Origin of the sequence: Paenibacillus chondroitinus NBRC 15376 (assembly GCF_004000765.1) — a bacterium.
In the GTDB taxonomy this organism is placed as follows: Bacteria; Bacillota; Bacilli; order Paenibacillales; family NBRC-103111; genus Paenibacillus_E; species Paenibacillus_E chondroitinus.
The window spans coordinates 1-20,822 of the sequence record NZ_BILW01000035.1; the positions used below are offsets into that span (position 1 = coordinate 1).

General features: G+C 47.1%; 20 protein-coding genes and 4 tRNA genes. 6 read left to right on the forward strand and 18 right to left on the reverse strand.

Annotation, left to right across the window (positions count from 1 at the left end):
• Positions 1-23 precede the first annotated feature (23 nt).
• The gene (locus PCH02S_RS27135; protein WP_127457241.1) at positions 24-560 is read right to left on the reverse strand and encodes a YceI family protein; all 537 of its coding nucleotides are present in this window, start codon (positions 558-560) and stop codon (positions 24-26) included.
• 196 nt (positions 561-756) lie between these two features.
• On the opposite strand from PCH02S_RS27135, the gene PCH02S_RS35920 reads away from it, so the two are divergent.
• A complete protein-coding gene (locus PCH02S_RS35920) occupies positions 757-909 on the forward strand; it encodes a hypothetical protein (protein WP_164819758.1) in 153 nt (50 codons plus the stop codon).
• A 242-nt stretch (positions 910-1,151) separates the two neighbouring features.
• Here the strand turns inward: PCH02S_RS35920 and ade are convergent, their stop codons facing one another.
• The 7 genes from ade to PCH02S_RS27170 form a co-directional block, all read right to left on the reverse strand.
• On the reverse strand, positions 1,152-2,945 hold the full coding sequence (ade, locus tag PCH02S_RS27140; RefSeq protein ID WP_127457242.1) for an adenine deaminase: 1,794 nt from the start codon (positions 2,943-2,945) through the stop codon (positions 1,152-1,154).
• Positions 2,946-3,235: 290 nt separating this feature from the next.
• On the reverse strand, positions 3,236-4,279 hold the full coding sequence (locus tag PCH02S_RS27145) for a response regulator transcription factor (protein WP_127457243.1): 1,044 nt from the start codon (positions 4,277-4,279) through the stop codon (positions 3,236-3,238).
• On the reverse strand, positions 4,276-6,063 hold the full coding sequence (locus PCH02S_RS27150; RefSeq protein WP_127457244.1) for a sensor histidine kinase: 1,788 nt from the start codon (positions 6,061-6,063) through the stop codon (positions 4,276-4,278). Before PCH02S_RS27150 ends, PCH02S_RS27145 begins: the two co-directional genes overlap by 4 nt.
• An 85-nt stretch (positions 6,064-6,148) precedes the next feature.
• Positions 6,149-6,946: a carbohydrate ABC transporter permease gene (locus tag PCH02S_RS27155; protein WP_127457245.1), complete on the reverse strand. Its 798-nt coding sequence runs from the start codon at positions 6,944-6,946 to the stop codon at positions 6,149-6,151.
• 93 nt (positions 6,947-7,039) lie between these two features.
• A complete protein-coding gene (locus PCH02S_RS27160; RefSeq protein WP_127457246.1) occupies positions 7,040-7,894 on the reverse strand; it encodes an ABC transporter permease in 855 nt (284 codons plus the stop codon).
• A gap of 137 nt (positions 7,895-8,031) precedes the next feature.
• Positions 8,032-9,642, reverse strand: a complete 1,611-nt coding sequence (locus tag PCH02S_RS27165) for an extracellular solute-binding protein (protein ID WP_127457247.1) — start codon at positions 9,640-9,642, stop codon at positions 8,032-8,034.
• Between the two features lie 212 nt (positions 9,643-9,854).
• Positions 9,855-10,268 (reverse strand): winged helix-turn-helix transcriptional regulator, encoded by a 414-nt coding sequence (locus tag PCH02S_RS27170; RefSeq protein WP_127457248.1) that lies wholly within the window; start codon positions 10,266-10,268, stop codon positions 9,855-9,857.
• A gap of 128 nt (positions 10,269-10,396) precedes the next feature.
• Here PCH02S_RS27170 and PCH02S_RS27175 point away from each other — a divergent pair, with 128 nt between their 5' ends.
• Positions 10,397-10,870, forward strand: a complete 474-nt coding sequence (locus PCH02S_RS27175; protein ID WP_127457249.1) for an SRPBCC family protein — start codon at positions 10,397-10,399, stop codon at positions 10,868-10,870.
• Between the two features lie 126 nt (positions 10,871-10,996).
• On the opposite strand, the gene PCH02S_RS27180 is transcribed toward PCH02S_RS27175, so the two are convergent.
• Both PCH02S_RS27180 and PCH02S_RS27185 read right to left on the reverse strand, forming a co-directional pair.
• Positions 10,997-11,078 (reverse strand) — tRNA-Leu (locus tag PCH02S_RS27180).
• A gap of 17 nt (positions 11,079-11,095) precedes the next feature.
• Positions 11,096-11,167: transfer RNA gene (locus tag PCH02S_RS27185), tRNA-Glu, on the reverse strand.
• A gap of 155 nt (positions 11,168-11,322) precedes the next feature.
• Between PCH02S_RS27185 and corA the strand changes: the two genes are divergently transcribed.
• Complete coding sequence (gene corA / locus PCH02S_RS27190; protein ID WP_127457289.1) at positions 11,323-12,252, forward strand: magnesium/cobalt transporter CorA; 930 nt, start codon at positions 11,323-11,325, stop codon at positions 12,250-12,252.
• Between the two features lie 68 nt (positions 12,253-12,320).
• Here corA and PCH02S_RS27195 read toward each other — a convergent pair whose 3' ends face one another.
• The 4 genes from PCH02S_RS27195 to PCH02S_RS27210 form a co-directional block, all read right to left on the reverse strand.
• Positions 12,321-14,063 carry a methyl-accepting chemotaxis protein gene (locus tag PCH02S_RS27195; protein WP_127457250.1) on the reverse strand — a complete coding sequence of 581 codons (1,743 nt, stop codon included), beginning with the start codon at positions 14,061-14,063 and terminating at the stop codon, positions 12,321-12,323.
• A 144-nt stretch (positions 14,064-14,207) separates the two neighbouring features.
• Positions 14,208-14,296 (reverse strand) — tRNA-Ser (locus PCH02S_RS27200).
• A 7-nt stretch (positions 14,297-14,303) separates the two neighbouring features.
• A tRNA-Asn gene (locus PCH02S_RS27205) sits at positions 14,304-14,379 on the reverse strand.
• A gap of 19 nt (positions 14,380-14,398) precedes the next feature.
• Positions 14,399-14,872, reverse strand: coding sequence for a SprT family protein (locus PCH02S_RS27210; RefSeq protein WP_127457251.1), 474 nt, complete (start codon positions 14,870-14,872; stop codon positions 14,399-14,401).
• Positions 14,873-15,023: 151 nt separating this feature from the next.
• Here PCH02S_RS27210 and PCH02S_RS27215 point away from each other — a divergent pair, with 151 nt between their 5' ends.
• The 3 genes from PCH02S_RS27215 (at position 15,024) to PCH02S_RS27225 (ending at position 16,169) form a co-directional block, all read left to right on the forward strand.
• The gene (locus PCH02S_RS27215) at positions 15,024-15,377 is read left to right on the forward strand and encodes a hydrolase/acyltransferase (protein ID WP_127457252.1); all 354 of its coding nucleotides are present in this window, start codon (positions 15,024-15,026) and stop codon (positions 15,375-15,377) included.
• 74 nt (positions 15,378-15,451) lie between these two features.
• A complete protein-coding gene (gene cmpA / locus PCH02S_RS27220) occupies positions 15,452-15,616 on the forward strand; it encodes a cortex morphogenetic protein CmpA (protein WP_090818813.1) in 165 nt (54 codons plus the stop codon).
• A gap of 226 nt (positions 15,617-15,842) precedes the next feature.
• Entirely contained in the window at positions 15,843-16,169 is a 327-nt protein-coding gene (locus PCH02S_RS27225; RefSeq protein WP_127457253.1) for a hypothetical protein, read from the forward strand.
• 152 nt (positions 16,170-16,321) lie between these two features.
• Here PCH02S_RS27225 and PCH02S_RS27230 read toward each other — a convergent pair whose 3' ends face one another.
• The 4 genes from PCH02S_RS27230 to alr all read right to left on the reverse strand — a co-directional run bounded on the left by PCH02S_RS27230 (position 16,322) and on the right by alr (position 20,760).
• Entirely contained in the window at positions 16,322-18,625 is a 2,304-nt protein-coding gene (locus PCH02S_RS27230) for a Tex family protein (protein WP_127457290.1), read from the reverse strand.
• A 109-nt stretch (positions 18,626-18,734) separates the two neighbouring features.
• The gene (locus PCH02S_RS27235; protein ID WP_028553893.1) at positions 18,735-19,085 is read right to left on the reverse strand and encodes a type II toxin-antitoxin system PemK/MazF family toxin; all 351 of its coding nucleotides are present in this window, start codon (positions 19,083-19,085) and stop codon (positions 18,735-18,737) included.
• Positions 19,086-19,088: 3 nt separating this feature from the next.
• Positions 19,089-19,370 carry a CopG family ribbon-helix-helix protein gene (locus tag PCH02S_RS27240; RefSeq protein WP_028553892.1) on the reverse strand — a complete coding sequence of 94 codons (282 nt, stop codon included), beginning with the start codon at positions 19,368-19,370 and terminating at the stop codon, positions 19,089-19,091.
• 217 nt (positions 19,371-19,587) lie between these two features.
• Positions 19,588-20,760, reverse strand: a complete 1,173-nt coding sequence (gene alr, locus PCH02S_RS27245) for an alanine racemase (protein ID WP_127457254.1) — start codon at positions 20,758-20,760, stop codon at positions 19,588-19,590.
• Positions 20,761-20,822 lie beyond the last annotated feature (62 nt).

Genomic DNA, 20,822 nt, shown 5'->3' on the forward strand with positions numbered 1-20,822 from the left:
AGTTCCCCGACCTGCTTTTTATTTTATGAAGGCTGACCAACAGCCTCAATTTCAATTGAAATTTTGACCTCGTCGCCTATCAAGACTCCGCCTGTTTCCAACGCGGCATTATAGGTTAACCCGTAATCAGCGCGTTTGATGCTTCCAACGGCACTGAAACCAGCTTTCTCATTGCCCCAAGGATCTTTGCCCGTACCTTCAAAAGTAACTTCGAACGTCTCTGACTTCGTAACGCCGCGTATCGTCAAATCGCCGGTTAGCGCGTATTCCCCATCACCGGTTTTTGTAACTTGAGTGGATTGGAATGTCATCGCAGGGTGCTTCTCGCTATCAAAGAAATCGGCTGAACGCAGATGTGCGTCTCGATCTGTATTGCGAGTATCAATGCTGCTTATATCTACCTGAAAGTGAATATTGGCCGACGAGAGATCCGTCGCATCCGCTTCAATCTGTGCTTCGAACGAGTGGAATGTGCCTTTAACCTTAGCAATCATCATGTGCCTGACGGAGAAGTCAATACTGCTGTGACTTGCATCTACTGCCCATTTTGACTTGGCCATAAAAGTTACGCCTCCTAAGTAATAACTTATTAAAAATTATTTACTAACTATTACTCATTCCATTTTATCGTAACTCGGCGCCTATCTTTTGTCAAACAATTTCTGGAAGAAAACCGTTGTTTAATTCTCTTTACCGTCATACATTAATGTATCGGCAGAAGTCGAAAAAAATCCCCTTTATTAGGAGGAAACAGGAATGGCGGCAGAATCGGATAAACCTGTGTATTATGATGGAAGCGGTATCATTCAATTGCCACCCGGGAAGACCGTTCCGACGGACATCACGATTAAACCTGCCAATGTGAACAGTGCGCCTATCCCCATTCCGTATTTTCCTTATTTACGTTAAACAAACATGAAGACCGCCAAGGCCCTGAGCCCTGACGGTCTTTTGCTAATTTTCAAAACCTAGCGAGAACACCGATAGGGGAACTGGAGGCCACTATTGCAAGGAAAACGACTCTCCGAGCGGAACTGTCGGGTCTTATTCTGCCTTCATAGCAGATTTTCCGGGTGAAATCGGCAAAATAGCGGACGGTAGTTCCCTCCCCCAAATAAGAAAAGGCACCCTAAGGGGCACCTTTCAATAACCTAAACCAGTTCCACGTCAATGAGCTTAAACTGAGTTACATTGACTAGTCCACGGTTCGAAATCCGAATTTCAGGGATAACCGGCAGTGCGATCAATGAAAAAGTCATAAACGGTGCGTTTAACGGACAGCCGATTTGTTTCCATGCTTTTTCGAGCCCGGCAACTTCGTCAACGACTTCAAGCAGAGATTTATCGGACATAAGGCCGGCTATCGTTAACGGCACTTGAGCCAGCACGCGGCCATTCTCTACGACGATGGTGCCGCCTCCCAATTTGACAAGCTCATTAGCGGCTAAAGCCATATCTTGCTCATCAATCCCCATAACAATCAAATTATGGCTGTCATGCGCAACGGTAGAGGCTACAGCGCCGGATTTCAATTGAAATCCGCTCGTGAAGCCAAGCGAAATTTCACCTGTGCCGCGGTGCCGCTCAATACAAGCCAGACGGACAACGTCCTGCTGGATATCCGGTTGAATTATGCCATCCTCGACATTTAGCGTTGCTGTCATTTTCGCTGTTCTTGCACTATTTTCAATCACCTGAATGACATTGACGCTTGTTCGCTCATCGTTACCGCGGCTAGCAAGCTGAAAGTCCTGCGCCGTCAGCTCCCGCTTCACATTCATGGAACTGCGAATATGCAACGGATACACATACGTAGGGAAATCTGCAACAATTTGGCCTTGGTCAAAGATAATGTTCCCGTCCGTCATGACAGTGACAGGCTCAACCTTTTGCAAATCAGCGAGCAATAAAATGTCCGCACATTTACCTGGCGTAATGCTGCCCAGATCTTTCTCCAGGTTAAAATAGCGCGCCACATTAATGGTCACCATTTGAATCGCGGTAACAGGATCGACGCCCTCTTCAATCGCACGGCGCACCACATGATTGAGATGTCCTTTTTCCACCAATGTTTGCGGACTGACATCATCCGTGACGAGGGAAATGTTAGAGGTGTTCACTTTATCTTCGGTAACCACCTTGATAACCTCTTTGACATCATGCCAAGCGGAGCCTTCGCGAATCATCAAATGCATGCCCATGCGAACTTTGTGCAGTCCTTGCTCGCGTGTTACGGTTTCGTGATCGGAGGTCACGCCGGACGCGATATAAGCTTGCAGCATACGGTCATCTTCGCTTGGGAAATGCCCCGTTACGGCTTTACCGCTATTAATCGTTGCTTCAATTTCACCGCACATTTTCGGATCCCCGTAGACGACACCAGGGAAGTTCATCACTTCACCAAGTCCGACCACATTGTCCCATTGCAATCCTTCTTCAATATCCTTCACTTCCAAGCTGGCACCCGCATCTTCCAAGTCTGTCGTCGCAGGCACGCAGGACGGGAAGGTCGTGAACACTTTGAGCGGCAGCTGCTGGCCCTCTTCATGCATCAGCTTTACTCCTTCGGAACCGAACACATTGGCAATCTCATGAGGGTCCATGAAGATTCCCGTTGTTCCTTTGGGCAGAGCCGCTTTGGCAAACTCCGTCACAGAAAGCATCGTGCTTTCAACATGCATATGACCGTCCAGGAATCCAGGAGCTATGTATTTCCCAGCTGCATTAATCACAACCGTCTGGTCGCCAATCGTGTGGTCGGCGTTCCCGACAAATGCCACACGTCCCTCGGCCACAGCAACATCCATATGCGGAATTAATTCCCCTGAGTACACATTGACCAGTGTACCGTTTTTAATGACAACATCCGCATAAGCGCTGCCCATGGCGACTTTAGCCAACTTCCCGCTCACTTCAACCAATTTATTTCTTTTATATTGAGTCATGTTAGTTCTCCCTATTATGAATTTCAACTCCTATTATAGCCCATTTAGATAACAACCCAAAGCCGGAAACGGAGAAAAAGACTATCCCTGCAACGCAGCTGCAGAAATAGTCTTCATGCCATTAATCATGTAAATCAACCTTCATATCTGTACCCGGCGACCCGCTCAAAAAAATCCACGACGCCCACTTGGCCGCCCTTGAGCACAAGCTCCAGACCGTCAAACGAAGGCTCATTGGCATAAGCCCGGCAGTGGTCTGCCATAGAGGTTAGCGAGACGTTGTTGAGCTGCTACAACTTCCACTTACTTTGACGATACTCCGTGGGAGTATAGCCCATATGCCGTTTGAACATTTTGGAAAAGTGCACATAATCCGAAAATCCAACGGCTGCACTAACTTCGTAAACCTTATTAGCCGAATCCGAGAGCTGTTTGGCGGCTTTATCCATTCTAAGTCGAATCAGATACTGGCTGAAGGGAACGCCAAGCTCTGTTTTAAACATATGGCTGAAATTAGCCGGTTTGACTTCCAGTTGTTGGGCAATTTTCGTTAATGTAAGCTCAGGATCACCAAAATGCTTCTCCACATAGGCAATTCCCGCTTGAATCACCTTGCCGTATCCCCAGTTCCTCGTCCCCCGAATCGTCTTCATGGCGGCATAAATATGGGCAATGAAGGTGTCGAAGTGATGCGTGATCTTATCCGAACCTCGCGGAAACGGCAATTCTTGCCCCGAAGCAGAACGAAATTCATCTTCCAACAAAGCGATATAACCCGTCAATTTTCTTTCCATGTCGTAGGTATTCAGTTTGTTTTTCATTAATTCATGCTGCAACGAGTTCAGCTCTTTCTCAATCTCCAGTTCCCGGAGATCCCATAAATCGCGGGCCAGCTGCTTCGCACTCGTTTTGAATGACCATAACTGCTCTTTGTTGTCATGAACAATGCGTGCTTTCTCAAGCAGTATCTTCTCCCGCAAGGCATGTAAAGTTGGCAGCAGATGCTCCTCATTAATCGGTTTCAATAAATAATCCGCTGCACCAGCACGTAAAGCTTGCTGAGCGTATTCAAACTCCCCATAACCGGATACTACGATGACCGAAGATGAAATGCCTTCCTGTTTAAGAGCCGACATTAAGGCTATTCCATCCATGACAGGCATACGAATATCCGTAATAATGATGTCCGGCACATGCAGCTTTGCCAGGGCAAGGGCCATCTGCCCATCCTCTGCTTCCCCTACGATTTTGAATCCTTCGGCTTCCGTCTCCATCAGAGCGATCAGCCCCATTCTTACGATCGGTTCGTCTTCGACAACGACGACGGTCATCATACGGATCGCTCCTTCCGATAAGCCATTCTAATCTCGACAATGGTTCCTGTGTTTTCCGAGCACACAATGGAAAGGCCATAGGGTTCACCGAACTCAAGTCTTAACCTGCTGTGAACGTTCCACATGCCGATGCCTCCGAACGGAGCGCTGGCTTGCAGCATTTGCTCCTCCGACATGTAGTCAAAAGCTTGGTTATACGTCTCCACCAGATCCGGTGGCATCCCCCTGCCTTTGTCAATAATCAGAAGTTTAATTCCGGCATCATCGAAGCTGGCTCGAAGACCAATATACGTAGGCTTAATCGAATAATCCTCATAGCCATGAATAAAGGCATTCTCCACAATCGGCTGGATCGTGAGACGAAGTGTATGAATATCCTTCAAACCATTCAAGTCCAAATCGACGTCTACTTCCAAGCTTTGATAACGTTCCTTCTGAATGTGAATATAGTTGAACATGTGCTGGATTTCTTCAGCCAGCGATACCGTGTCCTCCGGATTGTCGATGCTGTAGCGGAATATATCGGACAACCATACCGTCATCTGACTGATCGGCTTCACCTTGGCGATGATGGCATAGGCATTAATTACTCCCAACGTATTATAAAGAAAATGGGGGTTAATTCTAGCTTGCAGCATCTGAATCTTGGATTCTCTTTGGTGAATGGCCATCTCTTTTTCCTTCTGATGGGAAGTATGCATCATTTTGATCAGCCGATTCAAGTCTTCCAACATCAGATTAAAACCTCTATTCAGACTTCCGATTTCATCCTTCCGCAGCGGAGCGCGAATGCTCAGGTCGCCCATCTCCACTTTTTTCATTAAATTCATTAAGTGCGAGAGTGCACGCGTGATGGAGAGTGAAAAGCTGAGAATCGTCACAAAGGCCAAAACAATGAGTAATAAGACAAACCCTAGGGTTAAATTTCGAAAATAAATCAAATCTTCCATCAGTTCCCGCAGCGGAACTTCTGACACAATCGTTAACCCTGTTGATGCTGAGCGGTTATACACAACAATTGACTTGCCTGCTCCTGTACCGTTTGTAAAGTAAGGCGTATTTATGTTTTCGAAATGACTCTTATATTTTGCCGGCAGTAGCTGCTGCCATTTTTGCGGATCGGGATGATACAAGTACTTGTCGTCCGTGTTCACGATGGATATCATCCCTGTTTTACCCAGTTGGGCTTGGTTAATGATGTCGGTCGTTCGGTTCAAGGATAAGTCAATGATCAGATAACCTGCCGTTACATACGTTTCATTATCGATGATTCTTCGAAAGACCGTAATAACCTCCGTACCGTCTCCTGTCATGCTGATGCCCAAAATCCGAAAATTGTCCTTGTTGTTATCAGCAAATTCTTTTCTATAACTATCAACACGATCTGAGAAAGCTATGTTGCTATAATAAGGACCCTTCAGTGAAATAATGGACAGTCCATAAATATCATCTCGATTATAGACCATGTTGGGAATGAGATCCGCCCGGATACGTGAGCTTAAATCATAATAGTCATATTGATTATTAGGGTCTATTTTGACAAATTGCTGTACGAGTGGATGGGCAAGCAGAGGAAGTGTCGCCTTTTTTATATCAGAAAAATAGACATCAAGGTTATAGTTGATTTGGCGCATAAGCTGTTGATTATTATTAATGGCATTATACTCAATGGTTTCCATGGAACGATCGTACCAGAACTTACCGAGGATCAAAAACGGCAAACAGAAGAAGCCGAAGAAGAGCAGAACCAGCTTTAACTTAATCGTCATCGTCTTGATTCGCATACTCCATTCCCCTTTTTCTTCCGTCTGTGCTTCTAGGTTGTCTACTATAAAAATAACGTATTTTACGGAATCAAGAAACCCTTATCTATTCTTTGACCGAACCAAGCATCGCGCCTTTTACGAAATGCTTTTGAAGAAGCGGATATACGATGAGAATCGGCAAGGTAGCGACCAGCACGATGCCCGCTTTCATCATTTCCGGCGTAAACTGCGTACTCAGTTGGAAATCGCTCATTCCGGTATTGGCGCCATTGTCTACAATGAGATTACGCAGCAGAACTTGAAGCGGATATAAGTCTCGCGTGCGAATGTAAATCGTTGCTGAAAAATAGGAATTCCATTGGCTGACAGTATGAAATAACGTAATAGTCGCCAATACGGGCATAGATAATGGCAAAACAATTCGTGTATAGATGCGCAGTTCCCCGCAACCATCCATTTTGCCCGCTTCAAACAATTCCCCAGGAAGTGCTTTAAAAAAAGTTCGAATGATCAGAACATAAAATGCGCTCATCGCTCCAGGAATAATGAGAGACCAAAGCGAATTAATCATGCCCAGCTGTTTGACTAGCAAATAACTCGGAATTAAAGGGACAGGAAATACGAACGTAACGACAATAAGCTTCAAAATGATAGTGCGCCCCGGCATCTTCGGCCTAGTAAGCGTGTAGGCTAAGAGCGAACAGAGGAGCAGTGTCACAAGCGTTCCGACCACAGTAATATAAATGCTTACTCCCATAGCTTTCCAAATCTCATCTAACGCAAAAATAGATCCGTAGACATCAAACTGCATGCCTTTAGGCCAAAGCCCTACCAATTTGGCATTCGCATATTCCGGAAGGCTAAGCGACACGGCCAATAAGTGAATTAATGGCGCGATCATGCTCAAACTGGTTATAACTAAAACAGCTATATTTACAACTGAAAACCATTGAAAGGAACGAGCGATTCTCAGGTCAATCCCCTCCTGTTTGTTCTAATAAACACTTTCACCTGTTGTCTTTTTGCTTAACGTATTCACCAACGTCAACAATATCAACCCAATGACGGATTTAAACACACCAATTGCAGTAGAGTAACTATACTGGCTGTCTAGCAAGCCAACTCTATAAATAAAGGTATCGAATACTTCACCGACATCTCGCACAAGCGGGTTTAAGAACATTAGCATTTGTTCAATATTAGCATCCAATAGATTCCCTACTCTAAGAAGCAGCAGAACGATAATTGCCGGCATCAGCGATGGCAGCGTAATCGACCATATTTGCCTAATTCGACTTGCCCCATCTACAGTGGCAGCTTCATATAAGCTCGGATTAATTCCGGCAAGCGCGGCCAAATAGATGATAGTGCCCCATCCAATTTCCTTCCAAATGCTAATAGATATAATCGTTCCTAGAAAAGTTGTCGAGTTCCCCAGGAAGTCAAAGGGTCCGAGGCCAACGTAATGAAGCAATTGATTCATCCAGCCCTTAGCGTCAAGCAGATTGGAAAAGATACCGCCCACAATGACCCATGACAGGAAATGCGGTAAATACAACATCGTCTGAAGTGGACGTTTCAACCACATTGCCCGTAATTCGTTCAACAATAAGGCTAGAATCAAAGGCGCCGGAAAACCAAATAAAATGGAGTAAAGCCCCAATTTTAAGGAGTTCCGCATAATAATCCAGAAATCATCATATTGGAACAACGTCAGAAAATGATCCAACCCCACCCATTTGCTGTGCATAAAACCTTGAAATAGGTTGTAATTCTGAAATGCGATGAGATTACCTGCCAGAGGAATGTATTTGAAAGTAAAAAAGTAGAGTAAACCGGGGATTGCCATAAGAATCAGCACCCAGGACTCTTTGGATCGGATCTGTGCAAACAGGGCGTTCTCCCCCTTTGTGAAATAATGTGGATCGAGCAACAGGAGGTCCAAGTCGGAGCTGAGCTCGATCCACGCTTAACCGGGTCTATCCGTTATTTCGTATTGAATTTGTTATACCATTCTGTCGCTTCTTTAATTGCGGCATCGCCGCCTCGCTTTTTCCACTCAACCACAAAGTTGTCGAACGCTGAATCCAGTGGTTCACGTCCTGTAAGCACTTTGGCGAACATGTCCAGGAAAAGCGTGCCTTGAGCAGCTCCAATATTTAATTCCGGATGGCTTGCGAGTGATTCCAAACGAGGCATATATTTCGCTTCATTCGGGATTAGACTTTCTTTGGACGTCGCATAACCTTTGGTAATCTTCTCGGATTCCGGCAGCGCCTTCAGCACAAGTGGAGCTGCGAAACCGATCTCACGCGGGTTCAAGGACACCTGATACATTTGGAAAGCATTTTTCTCTACATTGATCGGCTGATTAATATCGTACTTAATCTGTCCGTTTTCTTCTGTGAAGTTTTGTCCTTTGATTCCATATGCAAAAAATTGGTCAGCGTCGGGACTGCTGTAAGCCCACTCCAGGTATTTAATGATGTTTTCTGGATTTTTGGTTGTGGCCGGAATCACCCAGACGAAATAAATCTCATCCGATTGCAGCGCCATGCCTTTATCACCGCGTGGACCTTGTGGAGGTGCAATCATGCTAACAGAGGCGTTAGGTTGGTTAAGGAACGTTTTTGCTGCGTTATCCTTGCCGTACCCAGCCAGGTATTGATAAACGGCAGCGCCCCATACCCCAACTTCCCCTTTGGCAATGGAAGCATTCTGTTCATCTTCTTTTTTCACAAACAAATTGGGATTGATATAGCCTTTATCGTATAACTGCTTGTAGAAAGCGATCGCTTCCTTCATCCTTGGGTCGATAATATCCGGAACGAGCTGCCCGTTCTTGAGGCTCCACTTATTCGTATGAACACCGAATGCAGGTGTGAAAATATCCGTCCAAACAATATTGTTGAACATGCCTAAACCATATTCATCATTTGGATCGCCGTTGCCGTTCATATCTTCTTTCTTAACCGCTTCGAAAAAGGCTAAGTAGTCGTCAAGTGTCTTAGGAGTATCCATTTTCAGCTTATCCAGCCAATCCTGGCGGATAAAGATAGAACGATCGGCCGGTACCCCACGGGTAACGGGTATGCCATAAATTTTACCGTCCTTGGAAATACGGGGACTTTTCCAGAATTCTGCGGGTATTTTCTTTTTTAGCGTAGGCGCGTATTTATCAATGAGGGGACCGAGTTCGAGAAAAACACCTTGATCGACAGCACCGCTGTGAATGGTAGATACGATACTGTCCGTCCGGATCAAGTCAGCCAGATCACCGGATGCAAACCGAAGGGATAACTGCTGGGCATAATCGCTATGTCCCAAGAAATCATACTTCACATTGAAACCGGATAATCGATTCAGTTCTTTCTTGTAGATATCGTCTTCTTTGGCTTGTTTGGCATAGGCAAATTCGGAATGGGACAGAAGAATATGAATGGGATCGGAAGCCGATGCACCTGAAGTGGAAGTTGCTTTGGGATCATTAGAAGAATTGCCGCAGCCGGCTAGCATAACAACAGACATCAAAGCTCCAACTATCGTGATAGCGCTCCGCTTGCGAAGGAAACGGGAGTTGTTCGAAAGTGCTTTCAAATGAAGTAGCCCCTCTCTATAAACTTTATTATCATGGGCCCATGATAGTTTTCATTATATTAACACTTACAAAAAATTCACATGTGTTTTTAGTCGGAATTATGTGTTTATTCAAAATACATAAATAGCAATTTGGACAAATGCAAAAGGAGCTAAGCGGCTTATACCTACTTAACTCCCGGTGAACGTTGTCCTCTTCGACTATTCATCATCTAAGAAGTAACATCGTCGAAATTCTGCAAAAGGCGTCGTTCCAGACCTTTTTCGTCTGATATCAGTTCTTGCATAATCGGAATCTCCATATCGGTATCGGGGTTGTATTTTAAGCCCCAGCGCATAACGGCGAATACGACCGGAAACAGATCAAGTGCTTTCTGCGTTGGCCGGTACATCGTTTGTGCGCGGCTTGAAGCGCCTTCTATTTTGACAAGAAGGCCTGCATCCGTGAGGGATTGGAGGCGTGCGCTCAAAATATTCGTTGCTATGCCCTCGCGTGAAGCAAGAAACTCGCGGTAATGCCGCTTATTATGGATAAGGACATCACGAAGGATGATGAGGCTCCATGGATCGCCCCATATGTCGAGTGCATAGACGATTGGACAAACTGTAGGGGTTCGTTTTTTCATGAGTCGATTATACTATCCATACTTGCATCTTACAAGTTAACATATTCGCTCCATTTGTACTTGCAATTTGCAAGTAATGATTTTATACTAGGAGTGCTATTACCAAATATTGAGAGGAGATAGCTTGCATGAATCAAAACTACACCACGGCCTTTAATGTGGAGCAAAGCCCCGACGAAGTCTTCGCCGCTATCAATAACGTCCGAGGATGGTGGTCCGAAGATATCGAAGGCAAAACCGACGAACTTGGCGAATTTAAGCATCAGTACCAGGACATTCACCGCTGCACCATCGCAATCACCGAACTTATTCCAGGTAAGAAGGTTGTTTGGCACGTGATAGACAACTACTTCAACTTCGTAGTAGACAAGAGCGAGTGGAAGGATACCGACATTATCTTTGAAATCACCGAGAAGGACGGAACAACAGAAGTTCGCTTTACGCACGTAGGTCTAGTCCCCTCATATGAGTGCTACAGCGTTTGCTCGGACTCCTGGGGCACCTATATCAACGGCAGCCTGCGCAGCTTGATTACGGAAGGTAAGGGCCAGCCTAACCAGAGTGAGCGAATTGTCAATAAACACGGCTTGGAAAACTCTTAGGAAGACTAGGAAGACTCGGCAATCCCTTATCCCTTGCCCACAATTTCAGTAATACAAAAAACCAAGAAGCTAAGCGAGAATAACTCGCTTAGCTCCTTGGTTAATAAATTTCTTGAAAAACTGGGATGCGGTCGGAGGGATTTGAACCCTCACGCCTTGTGAGCGCCACCCCCTCAAGATGGTGTGTCTGCCGTTCCACCACGACCGCATAAGAGGATAAAAAACTGACCCGTAGGGGACTCGAACCCCTGTTACCTCCGTGAAAGGGAGGTGTCTTAACCACTTGACCAACGGGCCACGAAAGTCATGAAGCTTGTGCAGCCCATTTTGACGACAATTGTTATTATAAAGGATGGAATCTCAATTGACAAGTGCAAAATCTGGAACAGTTCCGGACAAATATGGTATGCTGAAACCAATTCAACCTGACCGAGGTGTTTGGTTTGTCATCCATGCTCATATATGAATCTGCACAGGCAACCGTCCACGAGGAAGAGGTGCGCATTCCAGCTCCAAACGAAGTTGTTTGGGTGCGATTGGAGAACCCGTCGCCCGATGAAGTCAAGCATGTCCTTGGCGATGTATTCAAGTGCCACCCGCTCCTCGTCGAGGATGCCATTAAGCTAAACCAACGGCCGAAGATGGATACGTATAAAAATCACGTCTTCCTGACCTTCTTCGCTGTCTCCGAGGGGCTGGAGCCCCAAGAAATTGCGATCGTGATCGGCTCTAATTTTGTTATCACCGTTTACAAAGACAAGCTTCCTTTCATGGACCAGCTCTACCTGACATGCCAAGAAGTGCCTGAACGCATCAGCCATCCCGGCGTCATTTTGCACGCCATTCTGGACCGCTGTGTTGACGATTATACCGTCCTCGTGGAACATCTGGACGATCGCCTGGACCGTATGGAACAGTCTGTCTATCTAAACCCGGCAATTCGCATCGCACAGGATATATTCCAGCTGAAAAGGATCATGCACCAGCTCCGCCGCGTCATTGTCGATGAGCGAATTGCCCTGGCGGCTATTGCTCACCACTCTTTTCCGTACACACGGGAAGAAGATAATGTCTACTTCATGGATGTTATGGACCATATTTCGCGCGTCGTAGATTCGCTGGATATTTTCCGTGAGTCGCTGACTGGGCTGCTTGAGCTCCAAATGAGTATGAAATCCGATCGCATGAACGAAATTATGAAAACATTGACCGTTTTCAGTACGATTTTTCTGCCGCTCACCTTTATTGTCGGCGTCTACGGCATGAACTTCAAGATCATTCCCGAACTAGGCTGGGACTATGGCTACCTGTATGTCTGGATCCTGATGATTTGCATTGGTTTCTTGATGTGGTACTTTTTCAAACGTAAACATTGGTTCTGACTATGCATTGTGAAAAAAAACAAAAGGCACCCGCCGTGAAATCCACAATCACCGGGTGCCTCTTTTCCTTATGCTATTTTAAAATAAGCAACCGATTCATTAAGTGTATTCACAACCGAGCGAAGCTGCTCGGAAGCTGCCGCGATATTCTGCATCATGGCTAACTGCTCTTCCGTTGCAGCGGCAACGTTCTGCGATTTGATCAGAATCTGCGACGAACTCGCAGCCGAGTGCTCCATCGTCGCAGAAATTTCCTGCGAGCTGGCCGACATTTGCTCCGTGATGGCTGAAGTCTCATGAATTTGTGTCACAATGTGCGTGACGGATGCCATGATCGTATGGAAGCTCTGATTTACTTCCTTCATCATCGCTGAGCCCGTACCAGCCTCCTGCTTAGTCACCTGCATGGACTCGGACACACTTGCAATCTCCACTCGCGTCTCGTGAATCAATTGATTAATCCCATCTGCAGAAGCGATGGACTGTGAGGCCAGCTTGCGGATTTCATTGGCGACAACGTTAAATCCTCTGCCGTGCTCGCCTGCTCTGGCCGCTTCAATAGAAGCATTCAGTGACAGCAGGTTCGTTTGATTAGCGAAAGAGGTAATGCTCGAAGCAATTGACCCGATTTCATCGGATTTGCGCGTCAATGATAAAACCGTTTGTGAGAGTTGATCCACCGATTTCAGGATGCTCGCGATTTGCTGCTGCAACTTCCCTAGCAGTTCATTGCCTAACTCCGCATGGCGAGAAGTTAGCGACGAGTGATCCGCCATGACGCTCGAGTTTTCAGCCACCTTTTGAATACCAATCGCCATTTCCTCGATCGTTCTGCTCGTTTCTTCACTGCTTCTGACTTGAATCTCAACGTCATGCGTCATATCTTGAATGTTCGTAGCGACATGCTCGGCAGCCGTAGCTGATTCCTTGGAGCTATCCGAGAGCTCGATTGAAGCGTCATGGACGAATTGCGTATTGGTGGCAATGACAGCGATCAAGCCTTTTATTTTCATAACCATCGTATCGACAGACTCTGTAATTTTCCCCAGCTCATCCTTCGCGTACTTGTTCCCCGGCTCATGCCGCAAATCTCCAGCCGCCACTTCAGAAGTGACCCTCATGATGGAACGAACCGTCCTCATTATTTGACGAATGATCATCCAACCGGATATGGCCAGCAAAAGGACGATAAATGCGACAGATGCATACACGGTTTGCTCCGTTTTACGATTTTGATCCTCAATCTGATCGATACTCGCATTCGCATAGGCGTCCAAAATTTCACCAATTTGGTTCATTCCTTCGCGCCCTTTCTCGAAAGTAGCCATAAGCTTAGGGTCATTGCTGGCATTTTTCCCTTTTCCCAAAGTCTGTACCACGGCATCTGCTTCCTTCGCCCACTGATCAAAAGAGGCATGAAACCCGGCAACATTCTGCTCGATCGTCAGCTTCGTTTCTGCGTGTGCCACCTGATAAAGACTCTTTGCTTTTAAAATGTTTGCCGCCTGCTCGACTCTGGTATTCGCTTGTTCAATATTCTCTTTCATCGCTTTGAGCTGCGTCGTTGTGTTCTCCGCATTCAATGTACCTGATACTAGCAGTTGGTATGCCACTAGCGCCTGATACATGTCCCGGTCCGCGTTCAAAATGAGCGAAGTACTCTTGTCGGTTGTTTCATATAGGGATGATGCCAACGCCGTTGTATTGCTTTTGTTTTGCTCCATTAAATAAATACTTGTCCCCAAATACAGGATGGAAGGCACTAATAACAATAAAATCAAACGCACTCGAATGGATAAACCTTTCACCATCTCTTCAGCCCCCGTCTAGTTGTCTGTTGTTTTCATCACTATAAGGGATAATCGTTTATTAAATATTAAACAATTGTTAGCAAAGCGCAAAAAAAATAAGCCCAAATGGCGCAAACGCCATCTGAGCTTATTCCAAAATTCATACGGAGAGAGAGGGATTCGAACCCTCGCACCGCTTACGCAGTCTAACCCCTTAGCAGAGGGTCCCCTTATAGCCACTTGGGTATCTCTCCAAAGATATGGCTCCCCGAACAGGACTCGAACCTGTGACAACTCGATTAACAGTCGAGTGCTCTACCAACTGAGCTATCAGGGAATGAATAATTATAATTTTATTATGAAGGGGCTTGTAAGTCAAGTGTATACGATTTCAATTTTCCCTTACATTTTCCACAGGCATACTTGCGGACGTCCACTTTTCGCTTTCGGAAATACTCCGTTTTGCAATTGACGCATTCCAGCCGGTATTTATAAGCCCTTTTCTGGCGTGCCTGAGGCAGAGACTGACAGAAGCGAGACCCGCCAACCTGCGCCAACAATGTTTTGAAATCATGATCGCGGTGCTTATAACCTCGTTTTAATATATGTAAATGATAATGGCAAAGTTCATGTTTAATGATTTTCTCAATTTCCTCACGGCCAAACGTCTCCCACTGCATCCAAGAGATTTCAATATCATGGGATTTGGTAAAATAACGTCCTCCCGTCGACCTTAATCTTCGGTTAAAACGCGCCTGATGAACAAACGGCCTTCCAAACGATGCCAAAGAAATCTGCTCAATCCACTCCTGAAGTTCCCGATCCTCCATCCCCTACGCTCCTTAGATTTTTCATTAAAAACTTTCGTCGCAAGATCAGCTTAGACAAGTTCTCACTTGAATTTGTACCGTATGTACGGCTATACTGTCAAGTAGAAAAGAAAGAACGAAAGCTTTATACAGAAAGGATTTGACCAATCGAATGCCACAAATGCGATATGCCATTCTAAAGCTCGACCAGCAAGTAGAATTTGTTGCCATGCCATCTTCCTATTCCTATCAACTTACCGCTCTGAATCAAAGATTGCACAAAGAATTGGACAAACTGACGGCCGAAGAAGTCCCTCAGCTTCCACGAGTGATTGCAGAATGCGATGATCTGGAGCTAATCGGAACGACGTATACGCTCATTCAAGGATTAGAGTATATTAATCGTTTGGAAAAATCCTTTGCCGGCATCCAGGAGAAATCCTACCCGCTGATCTCGCTGCTAACTGAAATCCGTGCGCTTCAGGCACAGCTGGAGCAATGGTACGAAGAGGAATTTGAAGATTAATGTCAAAAGGACCTGCACCCTACTCCCTTCTCCTTCATATGCTATAAGTACATGGCGAAGAAGGGGATGGGCATATGCCGCAATGGCTCTGTAATCAATTAATGCGGGCCTTCCAGAACAAAAACCGCAGACAAATCCGATTGCTGAATGATAGCTGGTACTTTTACCGCACCCGCCGCTCACAAGAGGAGTGGCCTGACACCCAATCGACGGACGGACCGGGCAAACGTAAATTTTGATAAAAGGGCTAGTACTTGTTTGAGACAGGTGCTGGCTTTTTTGCCGTAACCGGTACATAGAAGCAGCAAGCTTAAATGAAAAATATGTTGCATATTTGAAATGAGCCCACTATACTGTAAATAAATGTAATAGTCCGTTGAGTGAAGCACACTTGACCCCGCAGAATGATCTGCCGGTCGGTGTGCTTTTTTGTTGTCTAAATATGTATAAGGGAGTCGATCATTCATGGTTTTACGTCGAAAAGTGAAAAAAGGTCAAGGAGACAACGTCTATCTGCTGCATGAAAGGAGGTCATCTTATTCTGTACATAACACCCCCGCCCCCTCTACACCCGATCTGTGGGAGTTAAGAAAGCAAGTTATTTTCCATGTCGCTAAGCGCCGTAATGGCCAAATCCGTATCCAGGACATCGCGGCCGAATGTAATGTTCCTTTTCGCATAGCTGCCGGGTGGCTAACCCGTTTAGCGCGCGAGGGCCTGCTTACGGCGGTCGTTGGTCAGCAGCAGGCAATCGTTTATTTCGTGAAGGAGGTGGGACACAGAGAAGGATGATACTCAAAAGAGAAAGGATGATGTGGAAGAAGCGAAAGGATGAAGCCAATAAGAAAGGATGATGCGGAAGAAGCGAAAGGATGAAGCCAATAAGAGAGGATGATGTAAAAAAGCAGCCGGCAGCTCATCGCTGCCAACTGCTATCTATTTGCTTATTGCTGCGGCTTTTTCATGGTCAAGCCGACGCGGCCTTTTTTCTGATCCACGTTCAGCACCCACACTTGAACAATATCTCCAACGGAAACGACATCCATTGGATGTTTCACGAAGCCATTCTTGAGCTGGGAGATGTGCACCAGCCCATCGTTCTTAATGCCGATATCGACAAAAGCGCCGAAATCGATAACATTGCGCACCGTGCCGGTCAATTCCATGCCCGGCACAAGGTCCTCCAGCTGCAGCACGTCTGTACGGAAGATCGGCGCGGGCACTTCCTCCCGCGGATCCCGCCCAGGACGCTGCAGGCTGTCTAAGATGTCCCGCAGCGTCGGGACACCCACGCCCAGCTTCGGAGCCATCTCCTCAGGCTCCAGCGTTTGCAGCAGCGACAGAAGCTGCTGCGAGCCCAGCTGCGCCAGTTCCAGGCGCAGCTCCTTGAACAGCCGATCCACGACGTCGTAAGACTCCGGATGGATCGGGGTGTTGTCCAGCGGGTTCCCGCCGCCGGGAATCCGCATGAACCCGACGCACTGCTCGAAGGTTTTCGCGCCAAGGCGCGGAACCTTCGACAGCTCCTGTCGGGAGCCGAACTTGCCGTTCTCCTCGCGATACTTGACGATGTTCTTGGCCAGTGTCGCGTTGACGCCCGACACGTACGAGAGCAAAGACGGGGACGCCGTGTTCAGGTCCACGCCGACATGGTTAACGGCCGACTCTACGACGGCCTTCAAGTTCTCATCCAGACGTTTCTGCGAAACGTCATGCTGGTACTGCCCGACGCCGATGGCCTTCGGCTCGATCTTTACAAGCTCTGCGAGCGGGTCCTGCAGCCTCCGCGCGATCGAAATCGCGCTGCGCTCGGCGACGTCGAGGTCAGGGAACTCCGTCTGCGCCAGCTTCGACGCGGAGTACACGCTCGCCCCCGCTTCGCTGACGATCAAGTACTTGAGCTTCTGCTCCTTGATCTCGCCAATCAGCTCCGCAACAAACTGCTCCGTTTCACGGGAAGCCGTTCCATTCCCAATGACGATCAGCTCTACGCCGTGCTTGCTGATCAATTGCTTGAACTTCGCCTTCGCTTCCGCCACCTTATTATTCGGAGGTGTCGGGTACGTCACGGCGATTTCAAGCATTTTCCCGGTGTCGTCAATGACGGCCAGCTTGCAGCCTGTCCGGTAAGCGGGATCGACACCGAGCACCACGTGCCCTTTGACGGGCGCTTGGAGCAGCAGATTACGCAGATTTTCTGCGAAAATCTTAATCGCTTGCTCCTCGCCCATCTCAGTCATCTCTCCGCGCACTTCGCGCTCGATGGACGGTGCGATGAGACGCTTGTAAGCATCTTCGACAACCGCACGAAGTACATCTTGTACAACGGATTGCCCTTTGATAATTTGCCTAGCTATATAATCATGAATTTTATCTACCGCAACGACCAAATTAACTTTTAGGATTTCCTCGCGTTCTCCACGATTGATGGCAAGAATACGGTGTGGCGGGAGACGCTTCACCGGCTCCTGATAGGCGTAGTACATCTCATAGACGGACTCAGCCTTTGCATCTTTTGCCTCCGTATGCAGAACCCCTTGATCCTGCGTGTGTTTGCGTACCCAGGCTCTAATCTTAGCATCGTCGGCAATGTTCTCCGCCAAGATATCCATCGCGCCCTGGATCGCGTCAGCCGCGCTTGCAACCTGCTTGTCCGCGTTTATGTAACGCTCAGCCTCTTGTTCGAGCGAGCCGTTTCTAGGCTGCTTCCAGATCCAATCCGCTAGCGGCTCTAAGCCACGCTCTTTGGCTACGCTGGCTCTCGTCTTCCGCTTTTGACGATACGGCCTGTACAAATCTTCGATTTCTTGCAGCTTTGCAGCGCCTTCAATCGATTTGCGCAGCTCATCCGTCAGCTTCCCCTGCTCGTCGATCAAACGCACGACCTCCAGCTTGCGATCCTCGAGGTTGCGCAAATACTGCAAACGTTCCTCGATGTCCCGCAACTGGTTTTCGTCCAGCTCGCCCGTCATTTCTTTCCGGTACCGAGCGATAAAAGGAATCGTATTCCCCTCATCCAGCAGCCCCATCGTCGTTTTTACTTTCCCTGCGGGCAGCTGGAGCTCAGCGGAGATCTGCTTCAAGATTCGTTCTTGGATCTCCGCTTTCTTCTCTTCAGAAAGGACGACCTTTTCCTTCGGCTCTTCCTCGTATTTGTTCTTTGCACCCTTGCTTCCCGCCTGCTCTTCTTCCGTTTTCACACCTGATCTTCCGGATGCTTCGCCGGCTGCGTGGAACCATTTGTTCATCATCGTTTCCAATATTGTCACAGTCATTCCCCACTTCTACTTAGATTCAAGTATGTATGCAAACCAAAAAACGAGGGAACCACTTCCCCCCGTCCGTTCCTGATCCTATTCAAAATTCTATCAGTCCCACGCTAATTTGCAAAGCGTCGTCAACCTTTCGCATCGTTTCTTCATCCAAATGCGTAATTTTGTCCGTTAGCCGTTGCTTGTCAATCGTTCTGATCTGCTCAAGCAGAATGACCGAATCTCGGTCGAAACCATGCGTCTCCGCGTCGATTTCCACATGCGTGGGCAGCTTCGCCTTCTGGATTTGAGCGGTAATCGCTGCAACAATCACAGTTGGGCTAAAGCGGTTGCCGATATCATTTTGGATCACGAGAACAGGACGAACTCCTCCCTGCTCCGATCCTACTACCGGCGAAAGATCTGCGAAAAAAACATCGCCACGTTTCACAATCACTTCTTACACCCCGCTTACTAAGCGATCAAGCGTACCGTCCGCTTCTTCCTCCGCTTGAAAAGCTTCAGATGCCATGCTGAGATTAATTTTCGCCATCTCCATATACCCACGCTGCATGGATTCGCGTAGACTGCGCTTTTTGCGTTCAATTAAATACAGCTTCATTGCCTGGCGAATAAATTCGCTGCGATTGGAGTTCTCCTTCTCGACAATGCCGTCCACTTCTTGCAACAGATTGTCAGGCAAGCTAATCATGATCCTTTTCGTATTATGCGCATTACTCACACTCTCGCACCCCCAAGAAACGATACAAAGACAATATTACCAGTATGTCAAATTGAAAACCAAATTATACAATAGATATATGCAACCAGTATATCAAATATGTTACACCTATGGATATAAGATTCTACACTACGTATTCGATAGCCTACTCTAAATTCCTCTAAAGGAAGGAACATTTTTAAATGGTAAATTCATCCGAGTTAGAATGAAACCCTATTTAGTAACGATGACGCATCAGCGGATTAATGGCATCCACCCGTTCGCCGCCGCGCACATACACACGTGCAACCCGATGTGAAATCATACAAATCACTTCATAATTAACTGTGCCCAGTTGATCTGCAATATCTTCAGCCGTAATTCGTTCTCCATCCTGCTCCCCGATCAGCACAACCTCATCGAGAGACTGGACACCTTCGACGTCAGACACGTTGATCATGCATTGGTCCATACAAATTCGACCGACTACCTGCACCCTTTTGCCGCGAACCAGAACTTCCGCTTTGCCCGAAAGCATACGTGAATATCCATCCGCATACCCGATTGGCAGCGTTCCGATCTGCTCTTCGCCTTTGGTATGATAGATCGTTCCGTAGCTGATCCCGGAGTCTGGCGGCAATGTTTTGAGATGGACGATACCTGTTTTGAGACTAAGTACTGGTTTTAACGCAATTTGGGTTTGATCCACATCCCGGGAAGGATATAGCCCATACATCGAGATACCCAAACGTACCATGGAATAAGTGAGACCAGGCAAATCAATAGCTGCTGCGCTGTTGCCAGCGTGTATATATGGAAATGTTACACCTTTATCCGTAAAATAGCTCACAATCCGCTCAAAACGGCGGTACTGCTCCAGCGTATAGCTTTTATCCACTTCATCCGCATTCGCGTAATGAGTAAACAATCCTTCAACTTCCACATTTGGCAGCGTCAACGCTTGCTCAATGAAAGGAATTGCATCCGCTTCCGTATGCAAACCAAGACGACCCATTCCGGTATCGAGCTTGATGTGGATTTTCAGCTTCTTCTTATGCTGCTGCGCCTGCAGCTCCTTGAGGACATCATGACTATAGACCGCTATCGTAACATCAAGCTCTCGTGCCCGCTCGACTCCCTCTGGGGGCGTGTAACCAAGCACCAGAATAGGAGCGGTTATTCCTGCATTCCTAAGCTCCAGCGCTTCATCAAAAAACGCTACACCCAAGTAATCCACACCTGCGGCTATAGCCTCTTTGGATACTTCTACAGCCCCGTGTCCGTACGCATCCGCTTTAACGACTGCCATCTGCTTCATTCCTGCCGGCAGTATCTTCTGAAAACCTTCAATGTTGCTTCGCAGTGCATCTAACGAAATTTCAACCCACGTGGGACGATAAAAAGCATCCACCAGCGTTCACCTCTTTTTCCAAATGCAAAGGACAAGGGAAGGCCCGCTCCATGCGAGCAGCA

What these genes read in the sequence shown, in the direction of transcription:
- PCH02S_RS27135 (WP_127457241.1), bottom strand. Translation starts at nt 560, where the DNA reads ATGGCCAAGTCAAAATGGGCAGTAGATGCAAGTCACAGCAGTATTGAC.
- PCH02S_RS35920 (WP_164819758.1), top strand. Translation starts at nt 757, where the DNA reads ATGGCGGCAGAATCGGATAAACCTGTGTATTATGATGGAAGCGGTATC.
- ade (WP_127457242.1), bottom strand. Translation starts at nt 2,945, where the DNA reads ATGACTCAATATAAAAGAAATAAATTGGTTGAAGTGAGCGGGAAGTTG.
- PCH02S_RS27145 (WP_127457243.1), bottom strand. Translation starts at nt 4,279, where the DNA reads ATGATGACCGTCGTCGTTGTCGAAGACGAACCGATCGTAAGAATGGGG.
- PCH02S_RS27150 (WP_127457244.1), bottom strand. Translation starts at nt 6,063, where the DNA reads ATGCGAATCAAGACGATGACGATTAAGTTAAAGCTGGTTCTGCTCTTC.
- PCH02S_RS27155 (WP_127457245.1), bottom strand. Translation starts at nt 6,946, where the DNA reads ATGATCGCGCCATTAATTCACTTATTGGCCGTGTCGCTTAGCCTTCCG.
- PCH02S_RS27160 (WP_127457246.1), bottom strand. Translation starts at nt 7,894, where the DNA reads ATGGCAATCCCCGGTTTACTCTACTTTTTTACTTTCAAATACATTCCT.
- PCH02S_RS27170 (WP_127457248.1), bottom strand. Translation starts at nt 10,268, where the DNA reads ATGAAAAAACGAACCCCTACAGTTTGTCCAATCGTCTATGCACTCGAC.
- PCH02S_RS27175 (WP_127457249.1), top strand. Translation starts at nt 10,397, where the DNA reads ATGAATCAAAACTACACCACGGCCTTTAATGTGGAGCAAAGCCCCGAC.
- corA (WP_127457289.1), top strand. Translation starts at nt 11,323, where the DNA reads ATGCTCATATATGAATCTGCACAGGCAACCGTCCACGAGGAAGAGGTG.
- PCH02S_RS27195 (WP_127457250.1), bottom strand. Translation starts at nt 14,063, where the DNA reads ATGGTGAAAGGTTTATCCATTCGAGTGCGTTTGATTTTATTGTTATTA.
- PCH02S_RS27210 (WP_127457251.1), bottom strand. Translation starts at nt 14,872, where the DNA reads ATGGAGGATCGGGAACTTCAGGAGTGGATTGAGCAGATTTCTTTGGCA.
- PCH02S_RS27215 (WP_127457252.1), top strand. Translation starts at nt 15,024, where the DNA reads ATGCCACAAATGCGATATGCCATTCTAAAGCTCGACCAGCAAGTAGAA.
- cmpA (WP_090818813.1), top strand. Translation starts at nt 15,452, where the DNA reads ATGCCGCAATGGCTCTGTAATCAATTAATGCGGGCCTTCCAGAACAAA.
- PCH02S_RS27225 (WP_127457253.1), top strand. Translation starts at nt 15,843, where the DNA reads ATGGTTTTACGTCGAAAAGTGAAAAAAGGTCAAGGAGACAACGTCTAT.
- PCH02S_RS27230 (WP_127457290.1), bottom strand. Translation starts at nt 18,625, where the DNA reads ATGAACAAATGGTTCCACGCAGCCGGCGAAGCATCCGGAAGATCAGGT.